We start from the raw sequence: 26,274 nt of genomic DNA, 5'->3' as shown, positions 1-26,274 counted from the left end.
AAGGTGATACAGATAACCAACTGAGACACTTAGTCGGGGAACTTATCATTGGCAAAGGAAAACATTGTTATCGGTGGCTTGTACGCTCAAAACTATATACAAGCAGGCGCGCCTCTTAAAGATAACCCTCGAATGAGATTTCGTTTGAGTAAGCTCTTTGAAAAAGTAGCTTCACATCGGCGGGAAGATGCGTGGGAGTTTGGCAACCTAGTTGAAGCAGAATTGGGTTTACCGGTATTACGCAGCGGAGTGGAAGGTCGCTATTTCCCTTATGAAGAAGTCGCAAACTCAGTAGAAATTGTGGATTTACTTCATATTGTTACGCTATTGTATCGCTTCTCGAGAACAAATAAGAGATATAATAAGATTGCTAATGTAAGATCTGAAATTCAACGCATCTTTGACGAATGCAACGTTGGGTACATACTGGACGAAAAAGGCGGCATTCATCCAAAGTTTGACGAAGAGTTTGAAAATGTACGCGTAACTACTATACGAAAATTGAACTCACCCGAATTTGCAACAGAACGCCAGCATGTGGAGACTGCTGAACGAGCATTACTGTTAAATCCCTTAGATGGTAAGACTGCTATAAAAAACATCTTTGAAGCTGTTGAGAACCTTTTCAAGCAGATGTTCCCAAAAGCCCCTCAAATGAATAAATCCAATCTCCAAAACAACCTTAAACCCGCAATCGAAAAACTGTTCTCAGGTAACAGAAACCACAACACGAGGAGATCATCCTTGAAACTGGTTGAAGCATTGATCGACTGGGCAGATGGAGTGCACGAATTTCGCCACGCTTCCGGCACCAACGAACCACTGCAACCACCTGAAGAGTTGACTGTATTATTGGTCTCACAAGGTTTGTCCTACCTGCGCTGGTTGGCTGAGCTTAAAGTACAGACCGACGATATTTCGTGAAGACAAAGTCACAATCCGTCAAATTAGACATTACCCCTTCCGACTTCCAAGGTGCTTCTTCTATTTGTGATCCTAATACCAGAGGAATTTATCTTTGCAGACCTTCTGGCTCCACCTCTATGTTCTAATTGGTGGATCTGCGCTAAAGCCAAAGGCCACAAATGACAGAAATATTAACACGAACAGAAGCAGCTGAGTATCTAAGTATATCAGTTCGACAATTATCTCGTCTTGAGATACCCCGCCATTATATTGGACGATCTCCAAGATATCTCAAAGACGATCTTCTCACATATTTAGCTCAGACTCGAATTAGTCCTAAAAATTTAACACCCTATAGCGGATCTTCACCCAAACCGCTTTTCAAACCAGAGAACAATTATCTTAACTCACCTATTACTCAGCAGAGTATTAGCGAAAGAATAAAAGAGCTTATGACTGCTTAATCTAAAGCATACACAGCGTCATCAAGTGCACTAGGAGCTAAGTGGGCATACCTAAGTGTCATCTGTATATTAGAATGGCCCATTAGCTCCTGTACATGCTTAAAACCAACACCTTTCATTACAAGGCGACTAGCGAAAGTATGCCTTAAGTCATGAAATACAAAATCCTCAATTTCAGCAGCATTTACTGCCTTTTCCCATGCTCTAGTCGGGTCTAGTATTGGTCCGCCATGACTAGCCCTGAAAACATGGGACGAATCCCCATCTTCTCTCGAACTCAAACCCTCCAACAAACTAACCAAAGTCTTATTCGCTGGTACGCGGTAGGGGTTTCTTGACTTAGGTTTAGGAATTCGTACTGATGACGGTTTACCATCTTGCCAAATTACATCACGCCATCTGAAATCAAGAATATCTTGCTTCCTTGCTCCAGTATGTAATGCAAAGACAACGACATCTTTCAACCACTTCGGCAAGACAGCCATCAATGCCGTTTCTTCGTCATCAGACAAATAGCGAACTCGTACAGCATTGTCTTTTAGTTTGGGGAAAGCGGGCAAAGTATAAGCTGGGCAAATATCTATTGCTCTATTTAATACGGCTTTAAGAACACTCAACTCGCGCTTCACTGAACTAACTTTAACCCCTCTGCGCGTATCATCGCCAGAAAGGCGTTGCTCAACATACTTTGACAGATGTGGAGTTGTAATTTTATCGATCGGCGTACTAGCACCAATATACTCAACGAACCGAGTGTGGTAAGCGCTATCTCTTGCAATCGCACCTTTTCCTTGCCCTATAGGCGCTTCCCGAAGTTTTAGATAATACTCAGTAGCTTCCCAGTATGTAGGCACCTGCACATCACCGAACTTCTTGTACCGCGCTTTTATTTCCGCCTTGAATTCTTCCTCGACTTTTTTCGCCTTGCCCTTGGCGACCTCACCTGTTGATTGCTTGTATCGTCGCCCGAATAACTCAAAGTCCATCACATAGGTCTTTGCGCCTTTTGGAAGGTATACAGCCATGATTATTCCCCCACGAAAATCCCCACGAATTATTCAAACAGATAAACTCGTGGATCTAGTTTAAATCCATTATTTTATGATTTTCAAGGGTTTAAATGGTGCCGCCGGAGAGAATTGAACTCTCGGCCTCTCCCTTACCAAGGGAGTGCTCTACCACTGAGCTACGGCGGCGAAATCGATTAGAACAGCGCGGAATATATAAGGTTTTGCGCCCTTGTCAAAGGGTTTCTAAAAATACTCTAATCATGGAACATAGGGTAAATATCTTGAAAAAAGTGGCACAAATCTGACACAGCTTATTAACAGAATGCCTTTTTGTTCCACACCTCACCATGATTAAGGAAATGTCGGTACAGGGCCCAATTGCCTGGAATTAGTTAACCAAAGCAAAGGCATTAAGTTCTCACCGACTCATTTCCTCTTATTTCAGAGCAACAACCCAAGACAACTCTGATTCCAATGTTACAAAAAATAAGATCAGGATTTAACACTTTTATCTTGCAAGTAAGATCAACTGCAGCAAATCGGGCAGTTTTAGAACAACCGAACGCATACATCAGAAAAAACGCAAACTTAGAATAAATACCAAATAAAAAAATCTTTAGTTACATACATCTTGTTGAATATGTTTTATTAATCATTAAATTATTATACAGATCATAAGGATTTTATTTCTAATATTGCGTGTTGTATGAGTTGAATATGCAAGATTGCCACATTGTAAATGTAACCACCGAAAGAAATGGTAACCCAAGGTACTGGTGCAAAATTCACTTTGCTAACGCTACGGCACCAGGTGGCAAAGCATTACAAAAATGCCTCAAATCAAACGCATCTCAAACCCGCGAAACTGAAAAACTATTTCTCGACCCCGAAACCCTTCCCGGTGGCATTGCATTATGGGGAGCCCTGCAGCCTGTATATGATACGACCAATCAAAATCCCGTATATGGAGTCCACGTCCATGCAAGAGAAACTAAAGAAAAGAATTCAAAGAAAATAATTGACGCGACATTCAAGCAGGTTGATTTAAAAGTTGGAAGAGACCTACTTGGAGATCAATGGGAAACCATAACTGATGATGCAGCTATTGCTTACTTTAATACACTTGCTGCTGGCTTTACTCCATCCAGTATTTGCTGCAAGCACTGCAAAAGACTACATCTAGACGAAGGTAGATTCTCAGTCTCGCTTCACACGAAACACCAATGCCAATACTGTGGAAGGGATTTTTTCGACACTTGTCCTTCTATTGGGAACCCCATTGCTTCAATCAAAAAAGTATTTGACGATCTCGAGTTCGAACGACCTGTAGAAAAATCAAAAGAAATCTTTTGTGGGCGTCAATCAGACTTCAAGGGAGGAGTTAAGATATGGGCTTCAAATCCGGCTGCATTCTGGACGCAGCCATGGCCGGAACTCAGCGGCATCCACTTTCATGGATTTGACGAAGACGGTAACCGCGTCATAGATGAAACTTTTGGAAACTTTTCACTTGATGGTGTGACTTTTAGCAGAAAATGCATGAGGGTATATATGGCGCAACTCCAAATACCAGAATTATCTAAAAAAGTTAAATCAATTTATTGCCCAAAGTGCCATGCCCCTCACTTCGAAAATACCGCTAATGCTTTTACTCCTCATGTTGAACATGAATGCGACGCATGTGGGTTTGTATTCTCCGAAAATGGTGAAAAGATTTTAGGCAACCCAATCGTCGAACAGTTACAACAATTAACCAACACTTTTAGAGGCACTCAATCATGAAAGGCTATATTTATATTTCAGGCACAGGGACAGACAATATTGCAGGAAAGTTTCTGAACGATCCCATTTTGAATAGACCATACCCCAGTTTAGGTGCCTGCATGCCGAATATAAGACGATTGGTTCTTCGAGGTGACCGCATCTATGTCGTCAGCGGATCTGTTACCGGTGTACAGCAATATATCGTTGGCGGCTTCGAAGTGGATGAAAAAATAGATGCAATTGCAGCACACCGAAGATTTCCAGAAAACCGCTTATGTCTAGATGAAAATGGAGTTCTAACCGGAAACATAATAGTGACGGGAAATGGGGAGCGTCATCCACTGGACAGGCACGACCCAAATGACGACGAAAAATTCAGATCTCGTATTCAAAATTTTATCGTTGGCCGCAATCCAATTGCTATGGAAACGACTGCAGAAATACAATCAAGCAGGCAACACACCATTTCCTTACTTCAAGAAATTTTTGAACGAAGAGGCAATCGTGTGATAGATATCATGGGTCGTTGGAGAAAAATCAACGAGGATCAAATTAGACAAATAGATAATTTCTTGAGAGAAATCAAAGCAGAAAATAGGGAATGAAACATCTTTCAGAGATAATTGACGCTTTGGGGTTCGATCTAGCGGAACTCTCCTTGATTACTGGGATCAGCTCAGCACGTCTGAGTGAACTGACCAAGGAAGATAACTCACCTAGCATGCGAGAACTAAAGCTTATTGCTGGAGCTCTTAACATCTCCATAGCAGACATTTCTTTGTGGGAACATCCTGAAGACATTGATTTACTGTTCAGAACTCAAGAGGAAAATCAATACGAGAAAATTGCAGCGAATAAAATTTCGAGAAAGGTCTCTCTGGCGGCAAATATCTTAGGCAACACCGAAAAACCAAAATGGTTAAATGCCTTTGGCATACTTGAAGAAAGCTATGAAGAAGCCGAACGTCTGGCCAATTTATTCAGACATCATTTCTGCAAAGACGATATAAATCGACCGCTTCACGATCTTCCCAGCTTGTTATCCAAAAAAGCTGAAATACTGTTATTTATAGTTGATAACGTGAAAATAGACGGAGCTTCAGGGATATACAAAGGTTGGCCATTTATTTGTTTAAGCAAAAGATTTCCACAAAGAATGCTTTTTACCCTAGCGCATGAGCTTGGGCATATTGTTAGCCATCACAATTATAGTAGTAACATCACTTTTTGGGATGGTGAAGATAGTATTGGACACAACCAGCAAGGAAAAAACCAAAAATCTGAATCTTTTGCTGATGCTTTTGCCTCATATTTGCTATTACCCACTCACGGTGTAGCGATAGTTTTACAAGAAGTTCGCAGCATGCTCAGCACCAAGAATGACAATCTAGGTGATATTGAGATAATTTATTTGTCTTACTTCTATGGAGTAAGCTTTGAAGTTGCAGCCTATCGCTGTGAACAACTGGGCCTATTGCCTGCAGGCGGAGCAAATTCTTTATACGCATACCTAATAAAGCACCATGGTAGCCCTGAGAAAAGAGCAAAGGAAGCAGGTATACCAGAGCGCCCACCAATAGATTTCAATGCCAAAAATGACTTATTGTTGCAAAAATCAATTCAATCTATTGAAGATGGAGAAAGTTCTTTAGGAATGGTTTCCGAAATGCTGGGTGAAAAAATTTCTGAAATTTTAAAACTTCACTCGAGCAACTTTCATTGATTAGAGTTTTAGATACCTCTGTTTTAATTAATCTGTTTAACGGACAAGTTATAAAAACAGCACTGTCTAATGGGCAAATATATGCAATCGGCCCTAGTGTTCAACAGGAATGCGATGACGACATTTTACAGTATATATATGACGAGAATATTCCGCTTAAACACTTAAACGACGATTCAATTCCAGCAGATGCTTATATTAATCTGAAGACCAAAATGAACCTCGGGTCCGGAGAAGCAGAATGCATTGCATATGGATCGATAAAGACAAATAGCATTTTATATTCAGATGACAAAAAGGCACGTAACTATATTACAAAAGTGTTTGGGGAAAATAGACTATCTGGAAGTATTGGGATCTTAATGGAACTTTCAAAGATGGGGATACTTACAGATAAAGAATGTTTTGAAGCGTATCAAAAAATGATCAAAGCCGGGGCATTTCTTCCCGCAATGACACAAAGAGATTTTAAATAATATACAAGCAGTCAACCTTAGCATCGCCTCTTACTCATCGGTCTACAAATGCAAATATTTTAGCGTGTTTCTTAATTCATATATCTGTAAAAAACAACAACTCCGGCAAATATGAGTTTGTATCCTGGAAACTGATCTCAGGAATAAAATTAGTAATATTTAGTAGGTCTGCGCCTTGTCAAAGGGTTTCTGTGGGAAAATTGGATTGATTGAACCAGCTCGGAAAATCAGGTTTTTAGCGCCTTGATGTGGGGGATTGGGGGAAAACTGAAAAAAATTTTGCCCGCGGCCTTGAAATGGAAATTGAAAATCCTCATATCTTCCATTCTTAATCCGTACAATTTGGTTTTGAAAGTCGTCAGTTTCTTGAGGAATGGCCTGCCTGTGGGTTGTGTGCTGCCGGTGTCTGCGCCGGTATTTGGGCAATTGCGCAGTTGGCCCGGCTATATTACAAATGGCCGACCCTAACTTATCTGGACAGAGCATCGCATGAGTGACCATAACCGTTCAACGTCCCCGACCAGTGCCAAGGAAAAGGCCGCCGCCGAAAAACAGGCCCGGCTTGAAAAAGCTGCGGGAGAATTTACGCAAACGCAAAGGTGTGCAGCGCACCCGCGGCGAAGCGGCCCCCGATGCGATCAAGAACAAAAACCGGATGACAGACTAGATACCCCTTCCCGGGTTTGTGCGAATTTGGGTTCGCAAAACGCCCATTTGGCCTTGGCCTTGTAAAGACTTGTCTATAAGATACCGCAAATTTTTGAGTGCGCTTAACGGAGATACGCCTAATGTCAATTTTGTCTGATAAGTGGATCAGGTCCGCCGCCCAGGACCCGGACCAGCGGATGATCGAACCGTTTGTGGAAAGCCAGAAACGGGAGAACATGATTTCCTATGGCCTGTCCTCTTACGGATATGATGCGCGGGTCTCGGACGAGTTCAAGATTTTCACCAATGTCGATTCGGCAACCGTTGACCCCAAGGCCTTTTCCAATGACAGTTTTGTGGATCGTAAAACCGATGTCTGCGTTATTCCGCCAAATTCGTTTGCGCTGGCACGGACCGTTGAATATTTCCGCATCCCCCGCGATGTTCTGGTGATCTGCCTGGGCAAATCCACTTACGCCCGCTGCGGTATTATCGTGAATGTCACCCCGCTGGAGCCGGAATGGGAAGGGCATGTGACACTTGAATTTTCCAACACTACGCCGCTTCCGGCGAAAATCTACGCCAATGAGGGGGCTTGCCAGTTTCTGTTCCTCAAAGGCAACGAGCCTTGCGAGACCTCTTATCGGGATCGGGCCGGCAAATATATGGGCCAACAGGGCGTTACACTGCCGCGCCTTTAAGTCGCCGCATTGCTGATATTTTCTGTCAGCCACTGTATTTTAAGATGTAAGGCGGCCGGGGGTGCCCTGCCTTGCCTTTCGTATTTTTTTGAATTGGCCATGAGTGAGCCGGGAAAAACTTGATGGATAGCATTCGGATCCGGGGCGGCAAGCCGCTCTATGGAAAAATTGAAATTAGCGGCGCGAAAAATGCGGCCCTGCCCTTGATGGTGGCCAGCCTGCTCACTGAGGAAACCGTCACGCTCAGCAATCTGCCCCATGTGGCAGACATTTCCACTTTGATCAATCTGCTCTGTCAGCATGGTGTGAAAGCTCATCTGAACGGGCATAGCGAAGCAGAGGGGAGCTCGAACGGGCGGGCAATTTCCCTGACCGCCGCGCAAATTACAAATACCGAAGCACCTTATAACATTGTTCGCAAGATGCGGGCGGGCGCCCTTGTTCTGGGCCCGCTGCTAGCCCGGGTTGGCAAGGCGAAGGTTTCCCTGCCCGGTGGCTGCGCGATCGGCACTCGCCCCATGAACCTGCATGTTGACGGGTTGGAGGCGATGGGCGCAAATATCCATATCGAAGGGGGCTATATGGTCGCGGAAGCCCCAAATGGTCTCAAGGGTGCTGAAATCCGTTTCGAGACTGTCTCTGTCGGGGCGACCGAAGATCTGCTGATGGCGGCGGCCCTTGCGGATGGAATTACGGTTTTGGAAAATGCCGCGCGCGAGCCGGAAATTACGGACCTTATTCACCTGCTGCAGGCCATGGGCGCACAAATCGAAGGCGAGGGAACAGACCGTCTGGTCATCACCGGAAAAGAAAAACTGCACGGTGCCACCTATTCGGTCATGCCAGATCGCATCGAAACAGGAACCTATGCAATTGCCGCGGCAATCGCAGGCGGGCGCATTGAGCTGACCAACACACGCGCTGCCCTGATTGCATCTGTTATCGAGGTTCTGCAAGAAGCAGGAGTGGAAATTGAGCCAACGGAAAATGGACTGATTGTCACGCGTGATCCTGCAACCCCCATACAGGGCGTTGATGTTCAGACCCAACCCTATCCCGGTTATCCAACCGATATGCAGGCGCAGATCATGGCGCTGATGTGTGTCTCAAACGGTGCGTCCATGATAACCGAAACTATTTTTGAAAATCGATTTATGCATGTGCCGGAGCTATCACGTCTTGGCGCCAACATTAATGTGCATGGTCGCTCGGCAATGGTTCGCGGGGTGCCTGAGCTGGTCGGCGCCGAAGTGATGGCGACTGACTTGCGCGCATCCGTCTCTTTGGTGCTGGCAGGACTGGCCGCAAGTGGGGAGACGGTTATCAACAGGGTCTATCATCTTGATCGCGGGTATGAGAGACTGGAAGAGAAACTGGCAGCCTGCGGTGCGGAGATTGACCGCATTCAGGGTGAATAAATACAGCATAGGACAGAAATTCCCGTGACCGATTTGCTTAAATTATATGCGATGGACGTTGATGATCTGCAGGTGATTTCAGCCGCTCTTGAAGGGGCGATCACCAGCCCGGGCGAGATAAGTTATGCCGCCAAGGCGCGCCAGCTATCCCTGACGGTATCGCGTATGCGCTGGGAAAAAACATCCGAACGCACGCCGCGAGAGGCCAGCAGAATTCGCTGCGGGGTGCTCATTGCAGATATCATGAACATTCGCTCACGCGGGATTCCCCGTGACATTCCAACTTTGGGCATGGAGCTTTTGTCTATTCATTGCAAGGAAGCCGAAGAGGGACTGCATCAAATCTCCCTCATATTCGCAGATGACAGGGAGCTGGAGCTGACCGTGGAATGCATCAACGTCGCCCTCACAGACTCTGGAGAGCCCTGGACGACAGATAAAATTCCAACCCACGATTTGGAAAATTAGCCTTTTTTAAAAATTCAGATTAAAAGAGGGCATGTCAACACCAGACAGCCTTAAGTTTATGGAGCAATAAAGTGCCCACAAGTGAAGATTTGGTCATTGCCCTGCCCAAGGGTCGCATTCTCAAAGAGGTTATGCCGCTGGTTCGTGCTGTCGGCATTGAGCCTGAACCTGCCTTCGATGATCCACAAAGCCGCCTGCTCCATTTCAAGACAAACCATCCCAATATTTCCATTATCCGTGTGCGCTCTTTTGATGTCGCAACTTTTGTCGCTTTTGGTGCTGCGCAATTGGGTGTGGCCGGCAATGATGTATTGCTGGAACATAACTATCCCGAAATCTATGCGCCGGTAGATCTGGATATCGGCCATTGCTATCTGGCAGTGGCGCAACCCGCTGACATGGAAGAAGACCGGGATCCGACCCGCTGGAGCCATGTGCGCATTGCCACCAAATACCCTAACCTGACCAAAGCGTTTTTCGCAGATCAGGGCATTCAGGCAGAATGCATCAAACTGTCCGGTGCGATGGAGCTGGCCCCTGGCCTTGGCCTCTGCCGCCGGATTGTGGATCTGGTATCCTCCGGCGCAACACTAAAAGCCAATGGACTGGTGGAGGTTGAGAAACTCCTTGATATCACGTCAAGGCTGGTCGTGAACCGGGCAGCACTTAAAACACGGTCTGTGGAGTTGAACGGCTGGATCGAAAAATTCCGGGAAGTTGTCGATGGTGAATAAGTTATTTGAAAAAGACGCCACGTTTGAAGCCGGCTTTATGGATCTTTTGGGCCAAAAGCGCGAAACGGATGCGGATGTCAATGCGGCTGTTGCCGAAATCATCGCCGATGTAAGAGCGCGCGGTGATGCGGCTGTCATCGACTATACCAACCGTTTTGATCGGCTAACTCTGTCAACAGCAGAAGAGCTGAAAGTCAGCGCGTCCGAGGTGAGCGCGGCCGTTCACGCGTGCGATCCAGAAACACTTGATGCCCTGAAAATAGCTGCGGACCGGATCAGATCTTACCACGAGAAACAGCGTCCTGATGACCTCTCTTACGTGGATGAGGATCAGATTGAGCTTGGATATCGCTGGACTCCGATCGAAAATGTGGGCCTTTACGTGCCGGGCGGGCTTGCAACCTATCCCTCTTCCGTTTTGATGAATGCCATTCCGGCAAAAGTCGCAGGCGCCAGTCGTCTGGTTATGGTTGTGCCAACCCCGGATGGCAATATCAATCCATTGGTACTGGCCGCTGCCGATTTATGCGGTGTGGATGAAATATATCGTATTGGCGGGGCGCAGGCCGTCGCCGCGCTGGCCTATGGCACAGACAGCATCGCAGCGGTGGACAAGATTGTCGGCCCGGGCAATGCGTATGTCGCGACAGCGAAGAAACAGGTTTTCGGCACCGTCGGCATTGATATGATTGCCGGACCGTCCGAAATTCTGGTGGTCGCAGATGATCAGAATGACCCGGCCTGGATTGCAGCTGACCTGCTGTCACAGGCGGAGCATGACCCCGTCGCCCAAAGTATCCTGATTACGGATAGCGCAGATTATGCAAAAGAAGTGGAAGCGGCGGTCGAGCATCACCTGAAATCGCTGCCGCGGACTGAAATTGCGGCAACAAGCTGGAATGATTACGGAGCGATCATCGTTATTGAAAATCTGTCGGCGGCACCTGCCTGATTGACCGTATTGCACCAGAACATCTGGAGCTGTGCATTGAAGATCCGGACAGTCTGGCTGCGCAAATAAGGCATGCAGGCGCTATTTTTCTGGGCAGATATACACCAGAGGCCATCGGTGATTATATTGCCGGCCCAAACCATGTCCTGCCGACAGCCAGAACAGCACGGTTTTCATCAGGTCTCTCCACACTTGACTTTATGAAACGCTCCTCAATGATTAAACTCAATGCGGATGGACTCAACAGGATCGGACCACCAGCGGTTAAACTGGCTCAATCCGAGGGGCTTGGAGCACATGCCCTGTCCATTGCCATTCGGCTGAACATGAAAAGCTAAACAAGGACAAAAAAATGACTGCGGATCATCAGCAAATCGTCAAAATCAAACTGGATGAAAAATCAGTTGTACGCCGGAATGCTGATATCGAGCATGAGCAGAAGGTCGCCATATATGACCTTCTGGATCGCAATCAGTTTGCCTTGTGTGAAGACCCCGATGCGGGACCATTTTCGCTGCATCTGTCGATTGAAGATAACCGGTTGATTTTCGACATCCGCGCTGAGGATGACGAGCAGGAATATCTGCGCCTGCCACTGCCTGTCATTTCCTTTCGGCGCATCATCAAGGATTACTTTCATATCTGCGAAAGTTACTTTTCCGCCATCAAAACAGCGAGCCCGTCAAAAATCGAAGCCATCGATATGGGCAGACGTGGCCTTCACAACGAAGGAACGGAGATGTTGCTCGAAAGATTGAAAGGCAAGATCGAAACGGATTTCGATACCGCCAGACGGCTTTTCACCCTTATCTGTGTCCTGCATATCAGAGGCTGACATGAGTATCCCTGTCAGTGATCATGCCGCAACCCTGTGGATGGGGAGCGCATATGGATGAATTTCAAAATCCCACCAGTGTCCTGTTTGCCTGCACCCATAACAGTATTCGCTCCCCCATGGCGGAAGCCATCATGCGAAGCCTGTATGGCAATCGCATTTATGTAACGAGCGCTGGGGTCAAGGCTACCGAAATTGATGGCTTTGCCATTGAGGTGATGGATGAAATTGGTCTTGATGTGGAAAATCATCTGTCCCGAAATTTCGATGAATTGGAAGACACCTCATTTGATCTGATCATCTGTCTGTCAAAACCTGCTAAATCCCACGCGGAGGAGATGACCAGAACCATGCATTGTGCTGTGGAGTTCTGGATCACGCCGGATCCATCTGAAGTGGAAGGTAACCGCGAGATGCGCCTAAACGCATACCGACAGGTCCGCGATGATCTATACCAGAAAATCAAGAGCCGCTTTTCAACTGCCCCTCACCCTTTGGTGTAAAATATGGTATACTGTGGGAGCAATTGCGGCGAAAATGCCGACCAAATGAAGCTTTTCGTCAGGTTTTCTTAAACAAAAGCTTGCTTTTTGGTGTGACTGGCCGCATTTTGCACGCGAGTTTTAACAGCTATGCAAGGTTATTTATGGCAAAAGAAGAACTGCTTGAATTTGAAGGTACTGTAACTGAACTGCTTCCAAACGCTATGTTTCGCGTGAAGCTGGAAAATGATCATGAAGTGCTCGCTCATACAGCCGGCAAAATGCGCAAACACCGCATTCGTGTTCTGGCAGGCGATCGCGTCACAGTGGAAATGACTCCATACGACCTGACAAAAGGCCGCATTACGTTCCGCTTCAAGTAAGTCTGGCGGAGTGGTTGGAACGCTCACACCCGCATGCCTGTCATACGGGGCTGAAAAACACGCAAAAGAATGACAGATACTCCCCACTCCCAAAAGCTTGTTCTGGCGTCAGCTTCGCCGCGGCGCAAAGAGCTTCTCTCTCAAATAGGTATTACACCAGATGTCATTGATCCCGCTGATATTGCGGAAATGGCAAAATCAGGTGAGTTGCCCCGGCATCTGGCGCACAGACTCGCCCATGAAAAAGCGGCGGTAACAGCCTCTCGCCATCACGGGGCCTTTGTTCTGGCGGCGGATACCGTCGTCGCTATAGGCCGCAGGGATCTGGGCAAGGCCACAGATGAAACCGAGGCAAAGCGGTACTTAAAAATGCTGTCGGGCCGTAAACACCGGTTCATACGGGTATTTCCCTTATCACGCCGGATGGGCGGCAAATCAGTAAATGCGTCACCTCGCACGTGACCTTCAAGCATCTCGACCCTTTTGACATTCGCAATTATATAGCCAGTGGAGAGTGGCAGGGAAAAGCGGGCGCCTACGCCATTCAGGGTCTTGGCAGTTTGTTTGTGCGGCAAATACAAGGCTCTTACAGCAATATTGTCGGCCTTCCGCTATTTGAGGTATCCAATCTGCTAAACGGAAACAGCTTTAACGTTTGGACCCATAGCCAACTTATGGATGCAGACAACTCATGAGCGTCAAACTGCTGATCGAACAAAGCCTGTTTGAGACGCGAACACTGCTGCTTGAAAATGACAGACTGCTTGATTACGAGCTTGAAGCGACTTTCGAGAATTCCAGAGTAGGGGAAATTCACTACGCCCGCATTGCGCGGTTTTCCGACACCATCAACGGCGCCCTTGTTGAACTGGCCGGCGGTGCCTCTGGCCTGTTACTATCGCGCAATTGTATCGCCAAGAGCCAGTCAGCAGATGCGGACATTCGCAGCAAAATCACAGAGGGCGCCAATCTGCCCCTGCAAATCATCAAAGATGCCAAAGACGACAAAACAGCCGAAGTCAGCAGCAAAGTGACGCTTGACGGAGCCTTTGTCAGCCTTCAACCCATGGCAGAGGGCGTTCAGTTTCCAAAAGGATTTGCAAAAAATGCCGAAGCAGACGAATTGCGAAACGCCCTTGAACAGATAAAGGGGCGTGCCATTGTCAGAAGCCGCGGCGCAAAAGAGCCCGCTGATAAAATAATCAGCGAAGCTGCGCAACTGGCCGACCATTGGCAAAGCATTCTGTCAGCCGCGAAAAGCGCGAAAAAACCAACCCTGCTTGTACGGCCAGCCCCCCAATTGCTTGTTCAGGCGCTGTCTTTATCGCCCGAAAAGCTGGAAATCATCAGTAATGATGCCAATCTTCAGACCAGACTAAAGGGTTGGGGAGTGGGCGCGCGCACCCGGTTTGACCATTGGAACAAGCCCGTCGGTCTTGTATCGCATTGCGGATTTGAAGAAGAGTTAAGCCGGTTGGAAGATCGCCAGATCACTCTCAATTCTGGCGCTAATATTACCATCGAACAAACCGAAGCTCTGGTTGTGATTGATGTCAATAGCGGGCAGGCCAAAGGCGGCTCGCACGAGCAACTGGCCCGGCAGGTGAATGAACAGGCCGCCCGGGAAATCGCTCATCAGATCCGGGTCCGAAATTTGAGCGGGATCATCATTATCGATTTCATACAGATGAACGGCAAAAATGATGTGGCAAAGCTGATCCAGACATTTGAAAAAGAAACCCAATCAGACCCGGCGGGGGTGCGCATTTTTTCAATGACCGAACTTGGGCTGCTACAACTAACCCGCAAGCGAACCAGAAGTCCCCTGCACCACACCCAAAAGCTGATCATGCCTGAGACAAATGGGCGGGTGAGCCTGAAACAGGCAACTGATTTCCTGCGGGCACTTGCTGGACACAAAGAAAGACATAAATCCGCTTTGTTTACCGTGACAGCGGGACCGGCGCTCATGCCATTCCTTACGGCGTATGGCGTCCAAATGGAACAGTATCTGGGCGTGCGCCTGAGCAGCGGCGAAGGGCCAGCCCTTGCAGAATATGACTTTGAAATTACACCGCAAATCCCCTAATGTGCGAATATCATGACCAGTCAGATTAAAAACCGCAAATGCCCTCAATGTGGCAAACCCGCCCAGGCGAAATACCGTCCGTTCTGCTCCGCCCGTTGTCAGCAACTGGATCTTGGAAAGTGGCTGAATGAAAGTTATGCCATCCCCGGGGAGGAGACAATTCCCGCCAATGATGAAGAGGGTGAATATTAGAGTTAGGCGGGCTACAGCCGCTATTTTGAGCACCGAAGGGATGCCCCATAATTTTTTATCTTTTTTGCATCAAGGGGTATGGACAGCCCCCGCTTTTTCTTCTATAACCCAGCTTCCTCGCAGGCATTAGCCCTGCACCGGATGCCCAGATAGCTCAGTTGGTAGAGCAGCGGACTGAAAATCCGCGTGTCGGTGGTTCGAATCCGCCTCTGGGCACCACTTTTTTCACTAATAAAGTATTTCCATCCCCCAATTGCCTGGCATAAGATTTTTCTCGATCATCCCGCCAAGCTCTGCTCGCGCAGAGTTACTCTCTCCCAGAAAGAGACGCTGTCGAGGCGGAGGAGAAGTGAGGGGGCGTTTAGGGCGGAGTCTGGTGTACGGTGAAGCAATCCACCTGCGCCGCCGCGAAAGACGGCAATATCCCATACGTTCATGTGTTTGAGTGATTTTGGGTTTTTGACGATTTTTTCGTTCGGGGCGCCATTTGCGAAAGCGGTGCGATCGGCACCGTCATCGGGCAGCCATTCAGTTCCCTCCCCCGCATAGGTTACGAGCAATCTGTGGGGAACATAATCCACGTGAAAGCGCCGGCATCCCCGCTCCGTTCCGAGCCAGAACCCAATGGACGGGCTATTTTCAATTACACAGAATGTTTTGCAGATGGCTGCCATATCATCCAGCCAGAAAAGGTAAAATGGGTCTGCCATGACCTCGCCGGGCAGGACGGGAGCCAAGGTTTTTGCAATGTCATCGAGAGCTGTGCTTTTGTGCACCTTTGCATTTACACCAAAAGGTGTTGTTATCAGTTTTTCAAAAAAAGCATCTGCATTTTCTGGAACATCCCGCGGCAAGACCGCCAACTGATCTGTCCGCTGAGAGAACTGCTCCAGCTCTTGCAAGCTGTTTGCCTGATATACACTCATAAGCTTGACTCGGTTGTTTCTCTACAAATTTTTAAATAAAATGTTATAACATTACTATTTATAAGAAAGATACAATCTCTTCAATCAGATTTCTGTGGATATTCTGTTCATGGGATATTTTGAGCGGGCGAACAGGCGCGTGAGATAAGCTTTGATGCGCGTTTGCGAAGGTCGGTTGATTACATTAAGCGGTGGATCCGATCAATGCTCCGCCCCCGCAAAGCGCTTTTTCGGGGTCAGAATTGGCTATCCGGATTTTATGCAGGATTTTACCTTTGCCAAAACTTCAGGAGTGATTTCCTGAATGTTGTGTTCTTTGGCCGCATGGGCTGCAACCTTTTGCAGAAGTTCATCTTCGGTACTGGCGGAGGCGCGAAATGCGCAGCCTTCAAACAGGTCATTACATTCAATTTTCTTCATGACAGATCCTCCTTCATCGGGGCTCCATTTTACGAAATTGAATAAAATTAGAAAAATCTTATAATTGAATGGAATGATAACCGCTGGTTATGGAAAAATATTGCATATTGCCCCGATGCGCAGGGGGTATCGTCATGGAGCTTCGCGAAATTAAATTCTTTCTTGCAGTTTGCGATAGCCTGAACTTCACACAGGCGGCGAAAAAGTGCTGTGTCTCTCAACCAGCGATGACAAAAACGATCAAAAAACTTGAAGACGAGCTAGAGAATGATCTGTTCTTTCGGGAGGGTAAATCCGTATTGCTGACAGAGTTTGGTCGCATCATGAAGCCAAAAATGGAAGATATTTTCCAACGCTCTCAATCGGTTAAATATGCTGCCGAAGAGTTTAGACTGCTTCATAAAGCGCCCCTGAAAATTGGCGTCATGACGACAATCGGGCCCCTCGCCTTCTCTCGTTTCCTGGCGGATTTCAAAAAAGATAACCCGCAGATTGAAATTGAGTTTCGCGAAGACAGTTTTGAAACCATTAGCGCGGAGCTGGAAGCGGGAAATCTGGAGCTTGCGTTCTTGAGCTCCCCCAGTGACCTGAGCAACCGCTATCGGTTGCGAAAAATCTATCGCGAGAAATATGTGGTCGCCTTTCCCGCCAACCATCATTTGAAAGATAAATCATCGATCCGACTGAAAGACCTTTCCAAGGAGCCCTATGTGGACAGGCTGTCCTGCGAAATGCGCGAAATGGTTCTGCAGGCTTGCGATGCCCATAACATTGAACTTTACGCCACTTTTCGAAGTGAGAGGGAGGACTGGGTGCAGGGAATGGTGTTGGCAGAACTTGGCTTCGCGTTTTTGCCGGAATTTTCCATTACCATGAATGGATTGCTCACTCGGCCCCTGATTGATCCGAAAGTCAGCAGGGATGTCATGCTCACCTGGATGCCGGGTCGCACCCATTCACCCGCGGCATCCCTTTTTATGCGCGCCGCAGCCCGCCATAGCTGGCCCACCTGATCGCCGCACATCAATCGGTAAATTCTCTCGCTGGTATTTTGCGCCAAGCTGTCTATATGATACGGGTCAGCATATTTGAAAGGGTGAGAATGGATTCAGTTACTCAGTTTGTGCTTGGCGCGTCCGTGGGAGCGGCTGTTCTTGGACCCAAATATGGCTTGCGAAAAACTGCACTGGCGGGCGGCGTGCTGGGGACACTCCCCGATCTGGATGTTTTTTGGGACTATGGCGGCGCACTGGAAAATTTTGTCCGCCACCGATCTGCGACCCATTCCATTATTGTACAAACGCTTATTACGCCTCTGCTGGCAGAAGGACTTCGAAAACTACTGGGGGGGTCAGAAGCTGCAAGATGGCCCTTCTATGCAGCGGTCTGGCTGATCCTTGTGACCCATGCCCTGCTGGATGCGACGACAATCTATGGCACGCAATTGTTATGGCCCCTTACGGATTATCCATTTGGGCTTGGATCCATGTTTATTATCGATCCGCTATACACATTACCGCTGCTTGTGGTGACCCTGTGGGCGCTCATCCGTCCCAAATGGTCAAGCCGTTTTGGCAAAGCTGTTGTCACAGCTCTCACCCTATCAACAGCATATCTGGGCTGGTCGATACTTGCCCAGAGCTGGATGGAACAAGAGGCGAAAGACCAATTTGCAAAGCGGGGAATTATGCCTGAGCAGATACTGGTCATCCCCCTCCCCTTAACGACATTTGCCTGGAAAGCAATCGCCATTGAAAGCACAAGCTATACAAATCTGTATCTACCACTTGTGTCATCCGCGGATGAAAAGCTTTTCTACCGCCATGATCGATGGCCCCTTGAGCTGACCTGCGATGCGCTGCAGAATTATCCCGCGCATGACATTCTGCAATCCTTTACCAAAGGATTTTACAGCTTGAGCCATTTGCCGGGTGGAAGCCTGATGCAAGCGGACCTGCGCATGGGTATGACACCCGACTATGTGTTCAGGTTTGAACTGCAAGCACAGGCGAGGGAAAAATTTAGCTCCGGACATCTGGCGCGGCGTGTCGCATCAACTCGCACACAGGAAGGGGATTTCGAGTGGCTTGCCAATATGACCCGGGGCCATATCACAATCAGGCCCGCAGAAGCCGCAAATTTACTACCTGCCAAGCCGAAAATTCAACAGCAGGCAAAGCTGAGCTGTAAATACACGGGTGATCACAGCAGCGCAGAGGTCAATTAACGGCGAAATTCGCCTTTCGCAATAGCGCGAATGTCGCTGCGGGAAACGCCAATATCATCCAGCTCCCGATCTGTGAGGGAGCCAAGCTCACGCACTGTGTTCCGGTACTGAATATAGTCGCGGATATTCTGATAGAATTTCCAAAGCCCTGATCCTGCATAGAATGAAGGGGAGGATTGGGTTAAAAATATTTTGCTTGAATAGAGTGTCATGGGAACTCACCCTGAGTTACAGATACTGAAAACAGAATAAGGGGCAGAGCAGCAAACAGAGCTTGCTTTGCGCAAAGCTCATATACGGATCAAAACTCAAATTCGCAATCCATATTATGCTAATTTAGTAATTATGCTAATTTAGTATGCCGTTTTTGCAAAACTGATCAGCTATTTCTGCATAGCACAGCCCTGAGAGGAGAGAAGGGCAGCTGATACGCCCAGTTAATTATTGAACAGTACTGGTCTTTTTCAGATATTTATGTGTGATGACCGCATGTTTATCGATGAATTCCTGCCGGTAAGTTTGCACGATCATCTCATATTCACCGCTGTCTTTAAGCGCCTTTAACCCGCGATTGAAACGGCGCATAATCATATCAACATCCATATGTTCTCTCGAAATGATCAGGTGATTAAAAACATCTGAAAAGCTGCCATCCATAATGCGAAACGGTTCCATACCCTTTGTATAAGCTGCTGAATCAAGACTTCCCTGTTCCCGGTTTGCATGTACAAAATCAACCCGTCCCTCTTTCAGCATTTGAAAACATTGTTTGAGAGAAACCGGCGACAGGACTTTCACCTCCTGTTTTTTGATTGCATCCCCAAGCCAACCGGGGACGGCATATCCTAAAGGACTGCAAAGCGTGCGCCCTTTGACCTCTGACAGCTCGGATTTTCGCAAATCGGAATTTTCACGCACAAAACCAACATTGGATATGGCATAAATCGGGTCTGAATAGACGAATGACTTTGCCCGCTCTTTGGTCAGACTATAGGGGAAAGTGGCATCGTAAGTTGTTGATAACGTAAGCTCGTAGCCCCGTTTCCAAGGCAAGAATGTTATGCTGTGAGGAATGCCTTCGAGTTCCATAACGCGGCGAACAATTTTTGTGTGCATACCGCCATCGGGGAGGCTTTCATCTGTAAAAGGAAGATAATCATTCCCCGTCACCAGATTTAACTTAAGATCCTCCGCCTGTGTCAAAGCACTAAACCCGCAAAGGAATGCGAGAACGATTGGTAGCCCCGAAAACTTCACCTGAAAATTCATTTTGCTAACCTGAGTTGACAAGACTTGCTCGCGTTGCGCGTCTTAACTTCGCGTATATTCTATATTATAAATTTCAATTATTAAAACTTTATTCTTAATACTGAAGTTCACACAAAAAAATCACCAATTATTCATCAGCGATATTTTCGCAAAATCTGATCGTAGATCCCGCTTTTCCGAATCCTGCAAGGCCTTCGTTAAAACTTTTAAGCAGGTCTTCTGACCCTTCCGACGCTTTACTGATGCAACTGTGATAATCGGTGTAAGAAAGCTCGTGATAATGAACTTTTTCGGAATGCCCATCCTGAGACAGGTAATATCGGGTTGGTGCCTCGTAGCTGTAATAAAAATCAAGCCGGCCTTTGAGCAGCATCTTTAGGCCCTGACGTTCGCTCGATAGTTCAAAGACATTTTGAACACCAGCTGCTTCCAATTTTTCAATGAGATTATATCCCTTAATAACACCAACAGACCGGCTACCAATCTCATCAAGATCATTCACCAGTTCAAAATTTTTACTGGTGAGGCTAAACAAACCGGAAGATGCTCTACCAAGCGGTTCTGAAAAGTACATATATTCAGCGCGTTCTTTCGTGCTAGAGCAACTGCAGACACCATCCACTTTTCCCTTACGTGCTACGTCCAGCGCCCGTTTCCATGGCATATACTGAATTTGCAGCGTAATCCCCACCTGTTTGAAGGACTCACGTAAGAATTCCACATCAAAGCCCGGCAATCCGCTTTCGCTATTTTCCATTTTATAGGGAGGGAATTCATTGCAGGCAAAGAGCACAGTCTGTTCCGCTGAGAGTACATTTTTAGTGCCGATCCCCATGAAGGGGAGCAGAATTGTCAAACTCAGCACTTTATAAAAAAAACGACTTACCACTAAAATATACTTCCTCAACTGGCACTATGTACAAGTGATCATATTTCCAGTTCAGTATCATTGCAAAGACTATATTAGTTAATAGTATATTAAAAATATTATTAACTTATTAACGTATCTTCGCGGGCTTATCTTCACTTTTTTGGGCTTTTGACTTGACGATTAAAAGGTATATCAAGGCTGTTGCGAACATGATCAAGCTATAAATCCCCCCTGGCACTGTCATGGTCGTATTACCAATGAGCGTTGCTGCAACAAATATTGCCAACGTGCCGTTTTGAAGGCCACATTCCAAGGTTATGGCAATTCGTTGTTTAAGCCCCATAGAGGCAACCCGTGCGAGGCAGGCTGCGACTATCATCATCACTACATTCAGCACCAGCGTCAGCGGGCCTGCCTGTATGAAATAGTCGACAATATTTTCCCGCTCGCTGGCAATTGCCCCAGCCACAATGAGAACAAATAAAACAGAGGCGACAATGCGTGCTTTTCTTTCGAACCGCCGCGCAAAACTGGTTGCATACCGGTTGACCAGCATCCCAAATGCAACTGGTACTGTGGTGATTACAAACACCCCAATTATTGTATTGCCAATGGAAAGAACAGGTGCGTTTTGCGCGTCCATAAAATGAGTTATGGAGAAACTTACGATCAGGGGAAGCGTGATAACCGCTAACAAGCTTATTACCGCTGTTAGTGACACCGACAGAGCCGTATCACCCCTTGCAAGATATGTCATCAGATTTGAAGTAATCCCACCCGGGCAGGCCGCAATTATCATCACCCCCACTGCAAGCGCCGGATCGATCTGCCAAAAGCTCAACAACATGAATGCCACAGTTGGCAGCAGAATAATTTGACTGATTGCACCGATCAAAAAGTCGCGAGGCTGCACAACTACTCGCTTAAAATCAGCAATCGTGAGCTCAAGGCCGACAGAAAACATGATGAAGGCGAGAGACAATGGAAGGAAAAGTTGCGTAATGATATTGGTCTCTTGCATTAATTCCCCCGCGCATGATGCAAAGCACACAATCAAAGCAACGATAAATTGAAAACACCGGGTTGGCAACCAACTTGCTGACTTTACTAATTAATCAAACCCTCATACGTTAATTAATGAATTCCCGAGTGAGGAGGCTGGTATGAACGCAGCACAAGAAAATAACCCCCTGGAATCACATCAGAATGCGTCAGCGTCCAGTGCTGCTTCCCATAAATTGTTCCTCGTCAGAGAAATGGCGTTGGTCCAGCAAGTTGGCACTGATGATGTCTGGAACTGGTTACGGGCCGGATGGATTGATCTAAAAGACAATCTTGCTGTCAGCATCCCTTATGCAGCCATATTCGTTCTGACGGGCTTTCTAATTTCATTCGGATTTTATTTTTTAGACTGGCCCTATCTGATTTTACCCGCGCTCACCGGCTTTTTACTTGTTGGTCCGGCCGTCGGAATTGGATTTTATGAAATCAGCCGTAATAGCGCTGTAGGTAGAAAGAGCAGCTTGATAAACGCATTGAGCGCAGCGCGGCACAACAAACTCGGCATATTTGGCTTTGGCGTCGCACTGGCCTTTTTGTTTCAAGTCTGGATCAGAATTTCATTCACCGTGTTTGCGTTGAATTTCCCCGGGATTATGCCGATTGGGAAATAATTCTGCTCAGAGCCCTGAGTATGGAGGGTCTGCATTTCGCAATAGCTATGGTATTGATTGGTGCCGTCTTCGCGACTGGCGTATTCCTTGTTGGGGCTTTTTCAATGCCAATGATGGTCGACAAAGGCTCAGTTCTGCTGCCTTCACTCATAACCAGCGCTTATGCAGTCGTTAGAAACAAAAACGCCATGATCCTTTGGGCGTCAATTATTGTGATTTTCACCGGGATTGGTTTGTTGACCGCCGGGATAGGCCTCATCTTTACATTGCCGCTAATTGGCCACGCCACATGGCATGGCTACCGACAGGTCATTACTTCAAGTAATGAAAATCACGCAGATGATTAAGAGGCGGCAGACGTTATTTCCTGCCGCCACTATTTCCAGTTTATAATTTTTGCCGAGCCCGCACGATTTGCAGGATTGCGACAGGCGCGACCAGCAATATGCCGATAGTCATTGTTGTCAGTCCCGGCGCAATGAATAGGAGTGAAACCAACCCAATCCACCAACGTTCCAGCGTGGAAAGCGGGGCCATCAAATAACCAGAGAAAGATACCCCGAGTAAACTGATGCCTGCCATAGTGCCACTCAGAGTGACGATAAAGTCATACCATGTGAAACCGTCCGCCACTAACAACAGAGCCGGTGAATAGACAAAGACAAACGGAACCATGGCTTTGGCAATTCCAAGGCGAAACGCAGTATTGCCTGTTGCAAATGGATTGGATCCTGCAATGCCTGACGCCGCGTAAGCGGCGAGTGCTACAGGAGGGGTAATATCGGCAAGGACACCATAGTAAAAGACAAAGAAGTGCGCGACCAAAGGCTGCACTTGTAGCTGCGCCAGCGCAGGTCCGGCCACGGCAACCAGAATGATATAAGTCGCGGTCGTGGGGATACCTGCACCCATGAAAATACAGGCAATCGCAATCAGGATTAATGAGAAGAAGAGCGCCCACTGGGTTACTTCGAAGAAACTGAACGGCCATAGTGATCCGAAAACAGCAGCGATATCTGTCGCTGTTTGAACGACAACATACCCCAGACGGAAGCCCACGCCGGTTAATGTAACCACGCCTACAATAATGCCAACGCATGCCGCCGCAGCGCCGACAGCGATTGTATTTTTAGCGCCAATAGAAAGACCATTCCAAAGATCGACAAATGTGAGACGGTTGTTGGGTTTTAAAAACCCGACAACAACACAGGCAATAATTCCGTAAACCGCGGCAAAATCCGGTGTCCGGCCAGCAAGAATGAAGTACACAAGGATGATCAACGGCGTTATTGACAGCCAGTGTTCTTTCAAGACCCGAAAAAGCTTGGGAAGTTCTTCTGATGACAACCCGCGCAACCCCAGTTTTTTGGCTTCCAGATGCACCATAATGAAAATGCCGAAATAGTGCATTAAAGCTGGAAAAAGGGCGGCCGCCAGAATATCGCGAAGCGGAATTTCAAGATATTCCACCATTATGAAAGCTGCGGCCCCCATAATCGGTGGTGTAATTTGGCCCCCAGTTGATGCCGTTGCCTCAACCGCTGCTGCAAAGCGGGAGGGATAGCCCACCCGTTTCATCGCGGGTATGGTGAGCGCACCGGTGGTCACTGTGTTTGCGATAGATGATCCGGATATGCTCCCCATGAATGCGGAGGCAAAAATAGCCACTTTGGCCGGTCCACCGGAAAATCGTCCTGCAATTACCATTGCCAGATCAATGAACAATTGCCCCAGTCCGATCCGCGTCGCGAGCACGCCAAACAGAATGAACAGAAACACATACTGGGCCATCACACCGATTGCGATGCCGTATATGCCCTGATTAGTCATATAGATATGATTTATAAGGCCCAACCAGCTTGTCCCACCATGTTTGAGCGCACCTGGTGCGTAAGGGCCATAAAGAGCAAATAAGATAAAAATTATTGCGATAATTGGAAGCGTGGGTCCAACAGAGCGCCGCGCAGCTTCAAGCGTCAGTAATAATAGGGCTGATCCCATGAACACATCTGAGCTGGAGGGATTCCCAACGCGTTCAGCAACCACTTCTGGTGGCAGTAACGGCAAATAAATTGCGGCGAGTACGGCCAGAATACCGAGACAAATATCAACCAGATTGATACCACCGGGGCGAAACCAAGAAGTCTGGAGGCTCCCATTATTTTTCGTGCGTACAGCAGAATATAAAAAAAACACCAGACCCAAAACGAACGACAGATGTATCCCGCGATGGAGAAGCTCACGAATAAGACCAAAGCCGGATGCGTAAAAGTGATAGGCCGACATTGCGACCAAAATAGCGGAAACTAAAATACCAATTTTCGGTCCGTATGACCGATAGGCTGTCTCTGGGTCAAATTTTCGCTCGAGCTCTCTGAGCTCTTCTGGTGTGAGTTCTTTTGGCGCTGCGTCTTTATCAGCCATCAGGCGTCCCCCAAACAAAATCAAAAAGAACCCCGAATGCGATGCATCCGGGGTTCTCTAGCACGAAACATTACTTGATCAGGCCAGCTTCCTTGTAGAAACGTTCAGCGCCTGGATGCAATGGAACACCCACGCCGGAGAGCGCAGTCTCCAAAGTAATGGTTTTACCTTTTGCGTGACCGACATCCAGCAATTTACGAGATTCCTTGTTCCACAAAGCTTTCGTGATTTTGTAGATCAATTCGTCATCTTCCTTCGCACTGGTGAACCATTGTGCGCCAACAGCAACAGTGTCTGTTGCGTCAACCCCTTCATATGTACCTGCAGGGATCGCACTTTGAGCAAAGAAGCCATATTTGTCTGTCAGGGCCTTGGCACCGTCTCCTGAAATCGGAACAAGTTTAATTTTTTCTGCCGAGGCAAGTTCTACAAGTGAACCAGTTGGATAACCAGCGACAACAAAGAAAGCATCAATCTTACCGTTACGAAGAGCCTCAGAAGCCGCGTTTCCTTTCAAAGCCTCCGCCGTTACATCACTGATGGAAAGACCATTGGCTTCCAAAATCAGCTTTGCGTCGACATAAGTACCTGAACCTGGCTCATCAAGAGAGACGACTTTTCCTTTGAGGTCTGCAACCGAGTTGATGCCACTGTCGGCCAATGCGACCAAGTGGATATGCTCCTGAAACAGAGCCGCAATAGTACGCAAATCCTTGGCTGGCTCTTTGCCTTCCATCGTGCCTGTGCCGGTATAGGCCCAGTAGGCTACGTCAGATTGAGCAAAACCGGAATTACGCAGGCCAGAAATAATCGCGTTTACATTGTCAACAGAACCGCGGGAAGAGACGGCTGATGCAATCAATCCGTCAACACCGCAGCTACCACCTTGCCCACATTCACGTGACCCTGGTGGTTTGGAGATCGCGTTTGCGATCACACCACCAACGGGATAGTATGTATAGGCTGTTCCGCCAGTACCGATTGTGAAAAACTTGATATCCTGTGCGTTTGCCAGTGATGTGGCACCGGCCACAACAGCAGCCGCAACCGCTACGGATTTCACTAAATTTATCAATGACTTCATGGAGCTTATCCTTCCCCCTGCAATAGAGTTCGTCATGGTTTAGAATTGTTATTTTTACGTCTTACTATTTGCCCAATGAAATGACGAACAGGCTGAAAAGTAAAGCTTTATTTGCACACATATTGTTTTACCTCA

27 protein-coding genes, 2 tRNA genes and 2 pseudogenes are annotated in these 26,274 nt (G+C 47.4%); 21 read left to right on the top strand and 10 right to left on the bottom strand.

Annotation, left to right across the window (positions count from 1 at the left end; translation table 11 throughout):
• The first annotated feature begins 48 nt into the window (after window positions 1-48).
• Window positions 49-924 (top strand): hypothetical protein, encoded by an 876-nt coding sequence (locus tag JCM23214_RS05420; protein ID WP_025898023.1) that lies wholly within the window; start codon window positions 49-51, stop codon window positions 922-924.
• A 442-nt stretch (window positions 925-1,366) separates the two neighbouring features.
• Here the strand turns inward: JCM23214_RS05420 and JCM23214_RS22145 are convergent, their stop codons facing one another.
• Window positions 1,367-2,395: a site-specific integrase gene (locus JCM23214_RS22145; RefSeq protein WP_051548035.1), complete on the bottom strand. Its 1,029-nt coding sequence runs from the start codon at window positions 2,393-2,395 to the stop codon at window positions 1,367-1,369.
• A 96-nt stretch (window positions 2,396-2,491) separates the two neighbouring features.
• Window positions 2,492-2,566: transfer RNA gene (locus JCM23214_RS05410), tRNA-Thr, on the bottom strand.
• A 531-nt stretch (window positions 2,567-3,097) separates the two neighbouring features.
• Between JCM23214_RS05410 and JCM23214_RS05405 the strand changes: the two genes are divergently transcribed.
• The 16 genes and pseudogenes from JCM23214_RS05405 (at window position 3,098) to JCM23214_RS05320 (ending at window position 15,464) form a co-directional block, all read left to right on the top strand.
• Complete coding sequence (locus tag JCM23214_RS05405) at window positions 3,098-4,162, top strand: hypothetical protein (RefSeq protein WP_025898021.1); 1,065 nt, start codon at window positions 3,098-3,100, stop codon at window positions 4,160-4,162.
• Window positions 4,159-4,749, top strand: a complete 591-nt coding sequence (locus tag JCM23214_RS05400; protein WP_025898019.1) for an HAD family hydrolase — start codon at window positions 4,159-4,161, stop codon at window positions 4,747-4,749. Before JCM23214_RS05405 ends, JCM23214_RS05400 begins: the two co-directional genes overlap by 4 nt.
• Complete coding sequence (locus tag JCM23214_RS05395) at window positions 4,746-5,867, top strand: ImmA/IrrE family metallo-endopeptidase (RefSeq protein WP_025898018.1); 1,122 nt, start codon at window positions 4,746-4,748, stop codon at window positions 5,865-5,867. Before JCM23214_RS05400 ends, JCM23214_RS05395 begins: the two co-directional genes overlap by 4 nt.
• Window positions 5,864-6,343 carry a PIN domain-containing protein gene (locus tag JCM23214_RS05390; RefSeq protein WP_025898016.1) on the top strand — a complete coding sequence of 160 codons (480 nt, stop codon included), beginning with the start codon at window positions 5,864-5,866 and terminating at the stop codon, window positions 6,341-6,343. The genes JCM23214_RS05395 and JCM23214_RS05390 overlap by 4 nt, the downstream gene beginning before the upstream one ends.
• Window positions 6,344-7,131: 788 nt before the next feature.
• On the top strand, window positions 7,132-7,692 hold the full coding sequence (gene dcd / locus JCM23214_RS05375; protein WP_025898012.1) for a dCTP deaminase: 561 nt from the start codon (window positions 7,132-7,134) through the stop codon (window positions 7,690-7,692).
• 122 nt (window positions 7,693-7,814) lie between these two features.
• On the top strand, window positions 7,815-9,110 hold the full coding sequence (murA, locus tag JCM23214_RS05370; protein WP_025898010.1) for a UDP-N-acetylglucosamine 1-carboxyvinyltransferase: 1,296 nt from the start codon (window positions 7,815-7,817) through the stop codon (window positions 9,108-9,110).
• Window positions 9,111-9,134: 24 nt separating this feature from the next.
• Complete coding sequence (locus JCM23214_RS05365) at window positions 9,135-9,578, top strand: DUF2948 family protein (protein ID WP_025898008.1); 444 nt, start codon at window positions 9,135-9,137, stop codon at window positions 9,576-9,578.
• Window positions 9,579-9,649: 71 nt separating this feature from the next.
• Window positions 9,650-10,312 (top strand): ATP phosphoribosyltransferase, encoded by a 663-nt coding sequence (gene hisG, locus JCM23214_RS05360; protein WP_025898007.1) that lies wholly within the window; start codon window positions 9,650-9,652, stop codon window positions 10,310-10,312.
• Window positions 10,302-11,602: pseudogene (gene hisD, locus JCM23214_RS19215) on the top strand (histidinol dehydrogenase). Before hisG ends, hisD begins: the two are co-directional and overlap by 11 nt.
• A gap of 14 nt (window positions 11,603-11,616) precedes the next feature.
• Complete coding sequence (locus tag JCM23214_RS05350) at window positions 11,617-12,099, top strand: UPF0262 family protein (RefSeq protein WP_025898006.1); 483 nt, start codon at window positions 11,617-11,619, stop codon at window positions 12,097-12,099.
• Window positions 12,100-12,152: 53 nt separating this feature from the next.
• Entirely contained in the window at window positions 12,153-12,602 is a 450-nt protein-coding gene (locus JCM23214_RS05345; RefSeq protein WP_025898004.1) for an arsenate reductase ArsC, read from the top strand.
• A gap of 143 nt (window positions 12,603-12,745) precedes the next feature.
• Complete coding sequence (infA, locus tag JCM23214_RS05340) at window positions 12,746-12,964, top strand: translation initiation factor IF-1 (RefSeq protein ID WP_025898002.1); 219 nt, start codon at window positions 12,746-12,748, stop codon at window positions 12,962-12,964.
• Window positions 12,965-13,033: 69 nt separating this feature from the next.
• Window positions 13,034-13,659, top strand: a pseudogene (locus tag JCM23214_RS26495) (Maf family protein).
• Complete coding sequence (locus JCM23214_RS05330; protein WP_025898001.1) at window positions 13,656-15,053, top strand: ribonuclease E/G; 1,398 nt, start codon at window positions 13,656-13,658, stop codon at window positions 15,051-15,053. The pseudogene JCM23214_RS26495 and the gene JCM23214_RS05330 overlap by 4 nt, the downstream one beginning before the upstream one ends.
• A gap of 12 nt (window positions 15,054-15,065) precedes the next feature.
• The gene (locus JCM23214_RS05325; RefSeq protein WP_025898000.1) at window positions 15,066-15,245 is read left to right on the top strand and encodes a DNA gyrase inhibitor YacG; all 180 of its coding nucleotides are present in this window, start codon (window positions 15,066-15,068) and stop codon (window positions 15,243-15,245) included.
• Window positions 15,246-15,388: 143 nt separating this feature from the next.
• Window positions 15,389-15,464 (top strand) — tRNA-Phe (locus JCM23214_RS05320).
• Between the two features lie 59 nt (window positions 15,465-15,523).
• Here JCM23214_RS05320 and JCM23214_RS05315 read toward each other — a convergent pair.
• Window positions 15,524-16,171, bottom strand: a complete 648-nt coding sequence (locus tag JCM23214_RS05315; protein ID WP_025897999.1) for a DUF1826 domain-containing protein — start codon at window positions 16,169-16,171, stop codon at window positions 15,524-15,526.
• 246 nt (window positions 16,172-16,417) lie between these two features.
• Entirely contained in the window at window positions 16,418-16,591 is a 174-nt protein-coding gene (locus tag JCM23214_RS23055; RefSeq protein WP_084264588.1) for a DUF1059 domain-containing protein, read from the bottom strand.
• A gap of 134 nt (window positions 16,592-16,725) precedes the next feature.
• Here JCM23214_RS23055 and JCM23214_RS05305 point away from each other — a divergent pair, with 134 nt between their 5' ends.
• Window positions 16,726-17,604, top strand: a complete 879-nt coding sequence (locus JCM23214_RS05305; RefSeq protein ID WP_025897997.1) for a LysR family transcriptional regulator — start codon at window positions 16,726-16,728, stop codon at window positions 17,602-17,604.
• 89 nt (window positions 17,605-17,693) lie between these two features.
• Entirely contained in the window at window positions 17,694-18,818 is a 1,125-nt protein-coding gene (locus tag JCM23214_RS19205) for a metal-dependent hydrolase (protein ID WP_025897996.1), read from the top strand.
• On the opposite strand, the gene JCM23214_RS05295 is transcribed toward JCM23214_RS19205, so the two are convergent.
• The 4 genes from JCM23214_RS05295 to JCM23214_RS05280 form a co-directional block, all read right to left on the bottom strand.
• Entirely contained in the window at window positions 18,815-19,030 is a 216-nt protein-coding gene (locus tag JCM23214_RS05295; RefSeq protein WP_025897995.1) for a DUF1127 domain-containing protein, read from the bottom strand. The genes JCM23214_RS19205 and JCM23214_RS05295 overlap by 4 nt on opposite strands.
• Before the next feature lie 229 nt (window positions 19,031-19,259).
• Window positions 19,260-20,087 (bottom strand): substrate-binding periplasmic protein, encoded by an 828-nt coding sequence (locus JCM23214_RS05290; RefSeq protein WP_025897994.1) that lies wholly within the window; start codon window positions 20,085-20,087, stop codon window positions 19,260-19,262.
• Between the two features lie 127 nt (window positions 20,088-20,214).
• Complete coding sequence (locus JCM23214_RS05285; protein ID WP_148301773.1) at window positions 20,215-20,943, bottom strand: substrate-binding periplasmic protein; 729 nt, start codon at window positions 20,941-20,943, stop codon at window positions 20,215-20,217.
• Window positions 20,944-21,085: 142 nt separating this feature from the next.
• On the bottom strand, window positions 21,086-22,048 hold the full coding sequence (locus tag JCM23214_RS05280; protein ID WP_267879380.1) for a bile acid:sodium symporter family protein: 963 nt from the start codon (window positions 22,046-22,048) through the stop codon (window positions 21,086-21,088).
• Window positions 22,049-22,121: 73 nt separating this feature from the next.
• Between JCM23214_RS05280 and JCM23214_RS25865 the strand changes: the two genes are divergently transcribed.
• The gene (locus JCM23214_RS25865; RefSeq protein WP_025897990.1) at window positions 22,122-22,631 is read left to right on the top strand and encodes a DUF2189 domain-containing protein; all 510 of its coding nucleotides are present in this window, start codon (window positions 22,122-22,124) and stop codon (window positions 22,629-22,631) included.
• A 20-nt stretch (window positions 22,632-22,651) separates the two neighbouring features.
• Window positions 22,652-22,978, top strand: coding sequence for a DUF2189 domain-containing protein (locus tag JCM23214_RS25860; protein ID WP_025897988.1), 327 nt, complete (start codon window positions 22,652-22,654; stop codon window positions 22,976-22,978).
• 40 nt (window positions 22,979-23,018) lie between these two features.
• On the opposite strand, the gene JCM23214_RS05265 is transcribed toward JCM23214_RS25860, so the two are convergent.
• Complete coding sequence (locus JCM23214_RS05265) at window positions 23,019-25,055, bottom strand: TRAP transporter permease (RefSeq protein ID WP_025897987.1); 2,037 nt, start codon at window positions 25,053-25,055, stop codon at window positions 23,019-23,021.
• Between the two features lie 70 nt (window positions 25,056-25,125).
• Window positions 25,126-26,139, bottom strand: a complete 1,014-nt coding sequence (locus JCM23214_RS05260) for a TAXI family TRAP transporter solute-binding subunit (protein ID WP_199899317.1) — start codon at window positions 26,137-26,139, stop codon at window positions 25,126-25,128.
• Window positions 26,140-26,274: the final 135 nt, after the last annotated feature.

The organism is Sneathiella glossodoripedis JCM 23214 (assembly GCF_000616095.1).
Taxonomy (GTDB): domain Bacteria; phylum Pseudomonadota; class Alphaproteobacteria; order Sneathiellales; family Sneathiellaceae; genus Sneathiella; species Sneathiella glossodoripedis.
The sequence above is the reverse complement of the archived record's forward strand: the minus strand, read 5'-3'. Positions and strand labels throughout refer to the sequence as shown.

Coding starts and splice junctions, on each gene's coding strand:
- JCM23214_RS22145 (WP_051548035.1), bottom strand. CDS start 2,395: ATGGCTGTATACCTTCCAAAAGGCGCAAAGACCTATGTGATGGACTTT.
- JCM23214_RS05405 (WP_025898021.1), top strand. CDS start 3,098: ATGCAAGATTGCCACATTGTAAATGTAACCACCGAAAGAAATGGTAAC.
- JCM23214_RS05400 (WP_025898019.1), top strand. CDS start 4,159: ATGAAAGGCTATATTTATATTTCAGGCACAGGGACAGACAATATTGCA.
- JCM23214_RS05395 (WP_025898018.1), top strand. CDS start 4,746: ATGAAACATCTTTCAGAGATAATTGACGCTTTGGGGTTCGATCTAGCG.
- dcd (WP_025898012.1), top strand. CDS start 7,132: ATGTCAATTTTGTCTGATAAGTGGATCAGGTCCGCCGCCCAGGACCCG.
- murA (WP_025898010.1), top strand. CDS start 7,815: ATGGATAGCATTCGGATCCGGGGCGGCAAGCCGCTCTATGGAAAAATT.
- JCM23214_RS05350 (WP_025898006.1), top strand. CDS start 11,617: ATGACTGCGGATCATCAGCAAATCGTCAAAATCAAACTGGATGAAAAA.
- JCM23214_RS05345 (WP_025898004.1), top strand. CDS start 12,153: ATGGATGAATTTCAAAATCCCACCAGTGTCCTGTTTGCCTGCACCCAT.
- infA (WP_025898002.1), top strand. CDS start 12,746: ATGGCAAAAGAAGAACTGCTTGAATTTGAAGGTACTGTAACTGAACTG.
- JCM23214_RS05330 (WP_025898001.1), top strand. CDS start 13,656: ATGAGCGTCAAACTGCTGATCGAACAAAGCCTGTTTGAGACGCGAACA.
- JCM23214_RS05325 (WP_025898000.1), top strand. CDS start 15,066: ATGACCAGTCAGATTAAAAACCGCAAATGCCCTCAATGTGGCAAACCC.
- JCM23214_RS05315 (WP_025897999.1), bottom strand. CDS start 16,171: ATGAGTGTATATCAGGCAAACAGCTTGCAAGAGCTGGAGCAGTTCTCT.
- JCM23214_RS23055 (WP_084264588.1), bottom strand. CDS start 16,591: ATGAAGAAAATTGAATGTAATGACCTGTTTGAAGGCTGCGCATTTCGC.
- JCM23214_RS05305 (WP_025897997.1), top strand. CDS start 16,726: ATGGAGCTTCGCGAAATTAAATTCTTTCTTGCAGTTTGCGATAGCCTG.
- JCM23214_RS19205 (WP_025897996.1), top strand. CDS start 17,694: ATGGATTCAGTTACTCAGTTTGTGCTTGGCGCGTCCGTGGGAGCGGCT.
- JCM23214_RS05295 (WP_025897995.1), bottom strand. CDS start 19,030: ATGACACTCTATTCAAGCAAAATATTTTTAACCCAATCCTCCCCTTCA.
- JCM23214_RS05290 (WP_025897994.1), bottom strand. CDS start 20,087: ATGAATTTTCAGGTGAAGTTTTCGGGGCTACCAATCGTTCTCGCATTC.
- JCM23214_RS25865 (WP_025897990.1), top strand. CDS start 22,122: ATGAACGCAGCACAAGAAAATAACCCCCTGGAATCACATCAGAATGCG.
- JCM23214_RS25860 (WP_025897988.1), top strand. CDS start 22,652: ATGGAGGGTCTGCATTTCGCAATAGCTATGGTATTGATTGGTGCCGTC.
- JCM23214_RS05265 (WP_025897987.1), bottom strand. CDS start 25,055: ATGGCTGATAAAGACGCAGCGCCAAAAGAACTCACACCAGAAGAGCTC.
- JCM23214_RS05260 (WP_199899317.1), bottom strand. CDS start 26,139: ATGAAGTCATTGATAAATTTAGTGAAATCCGTAGCGGTTGCGGCTGCT.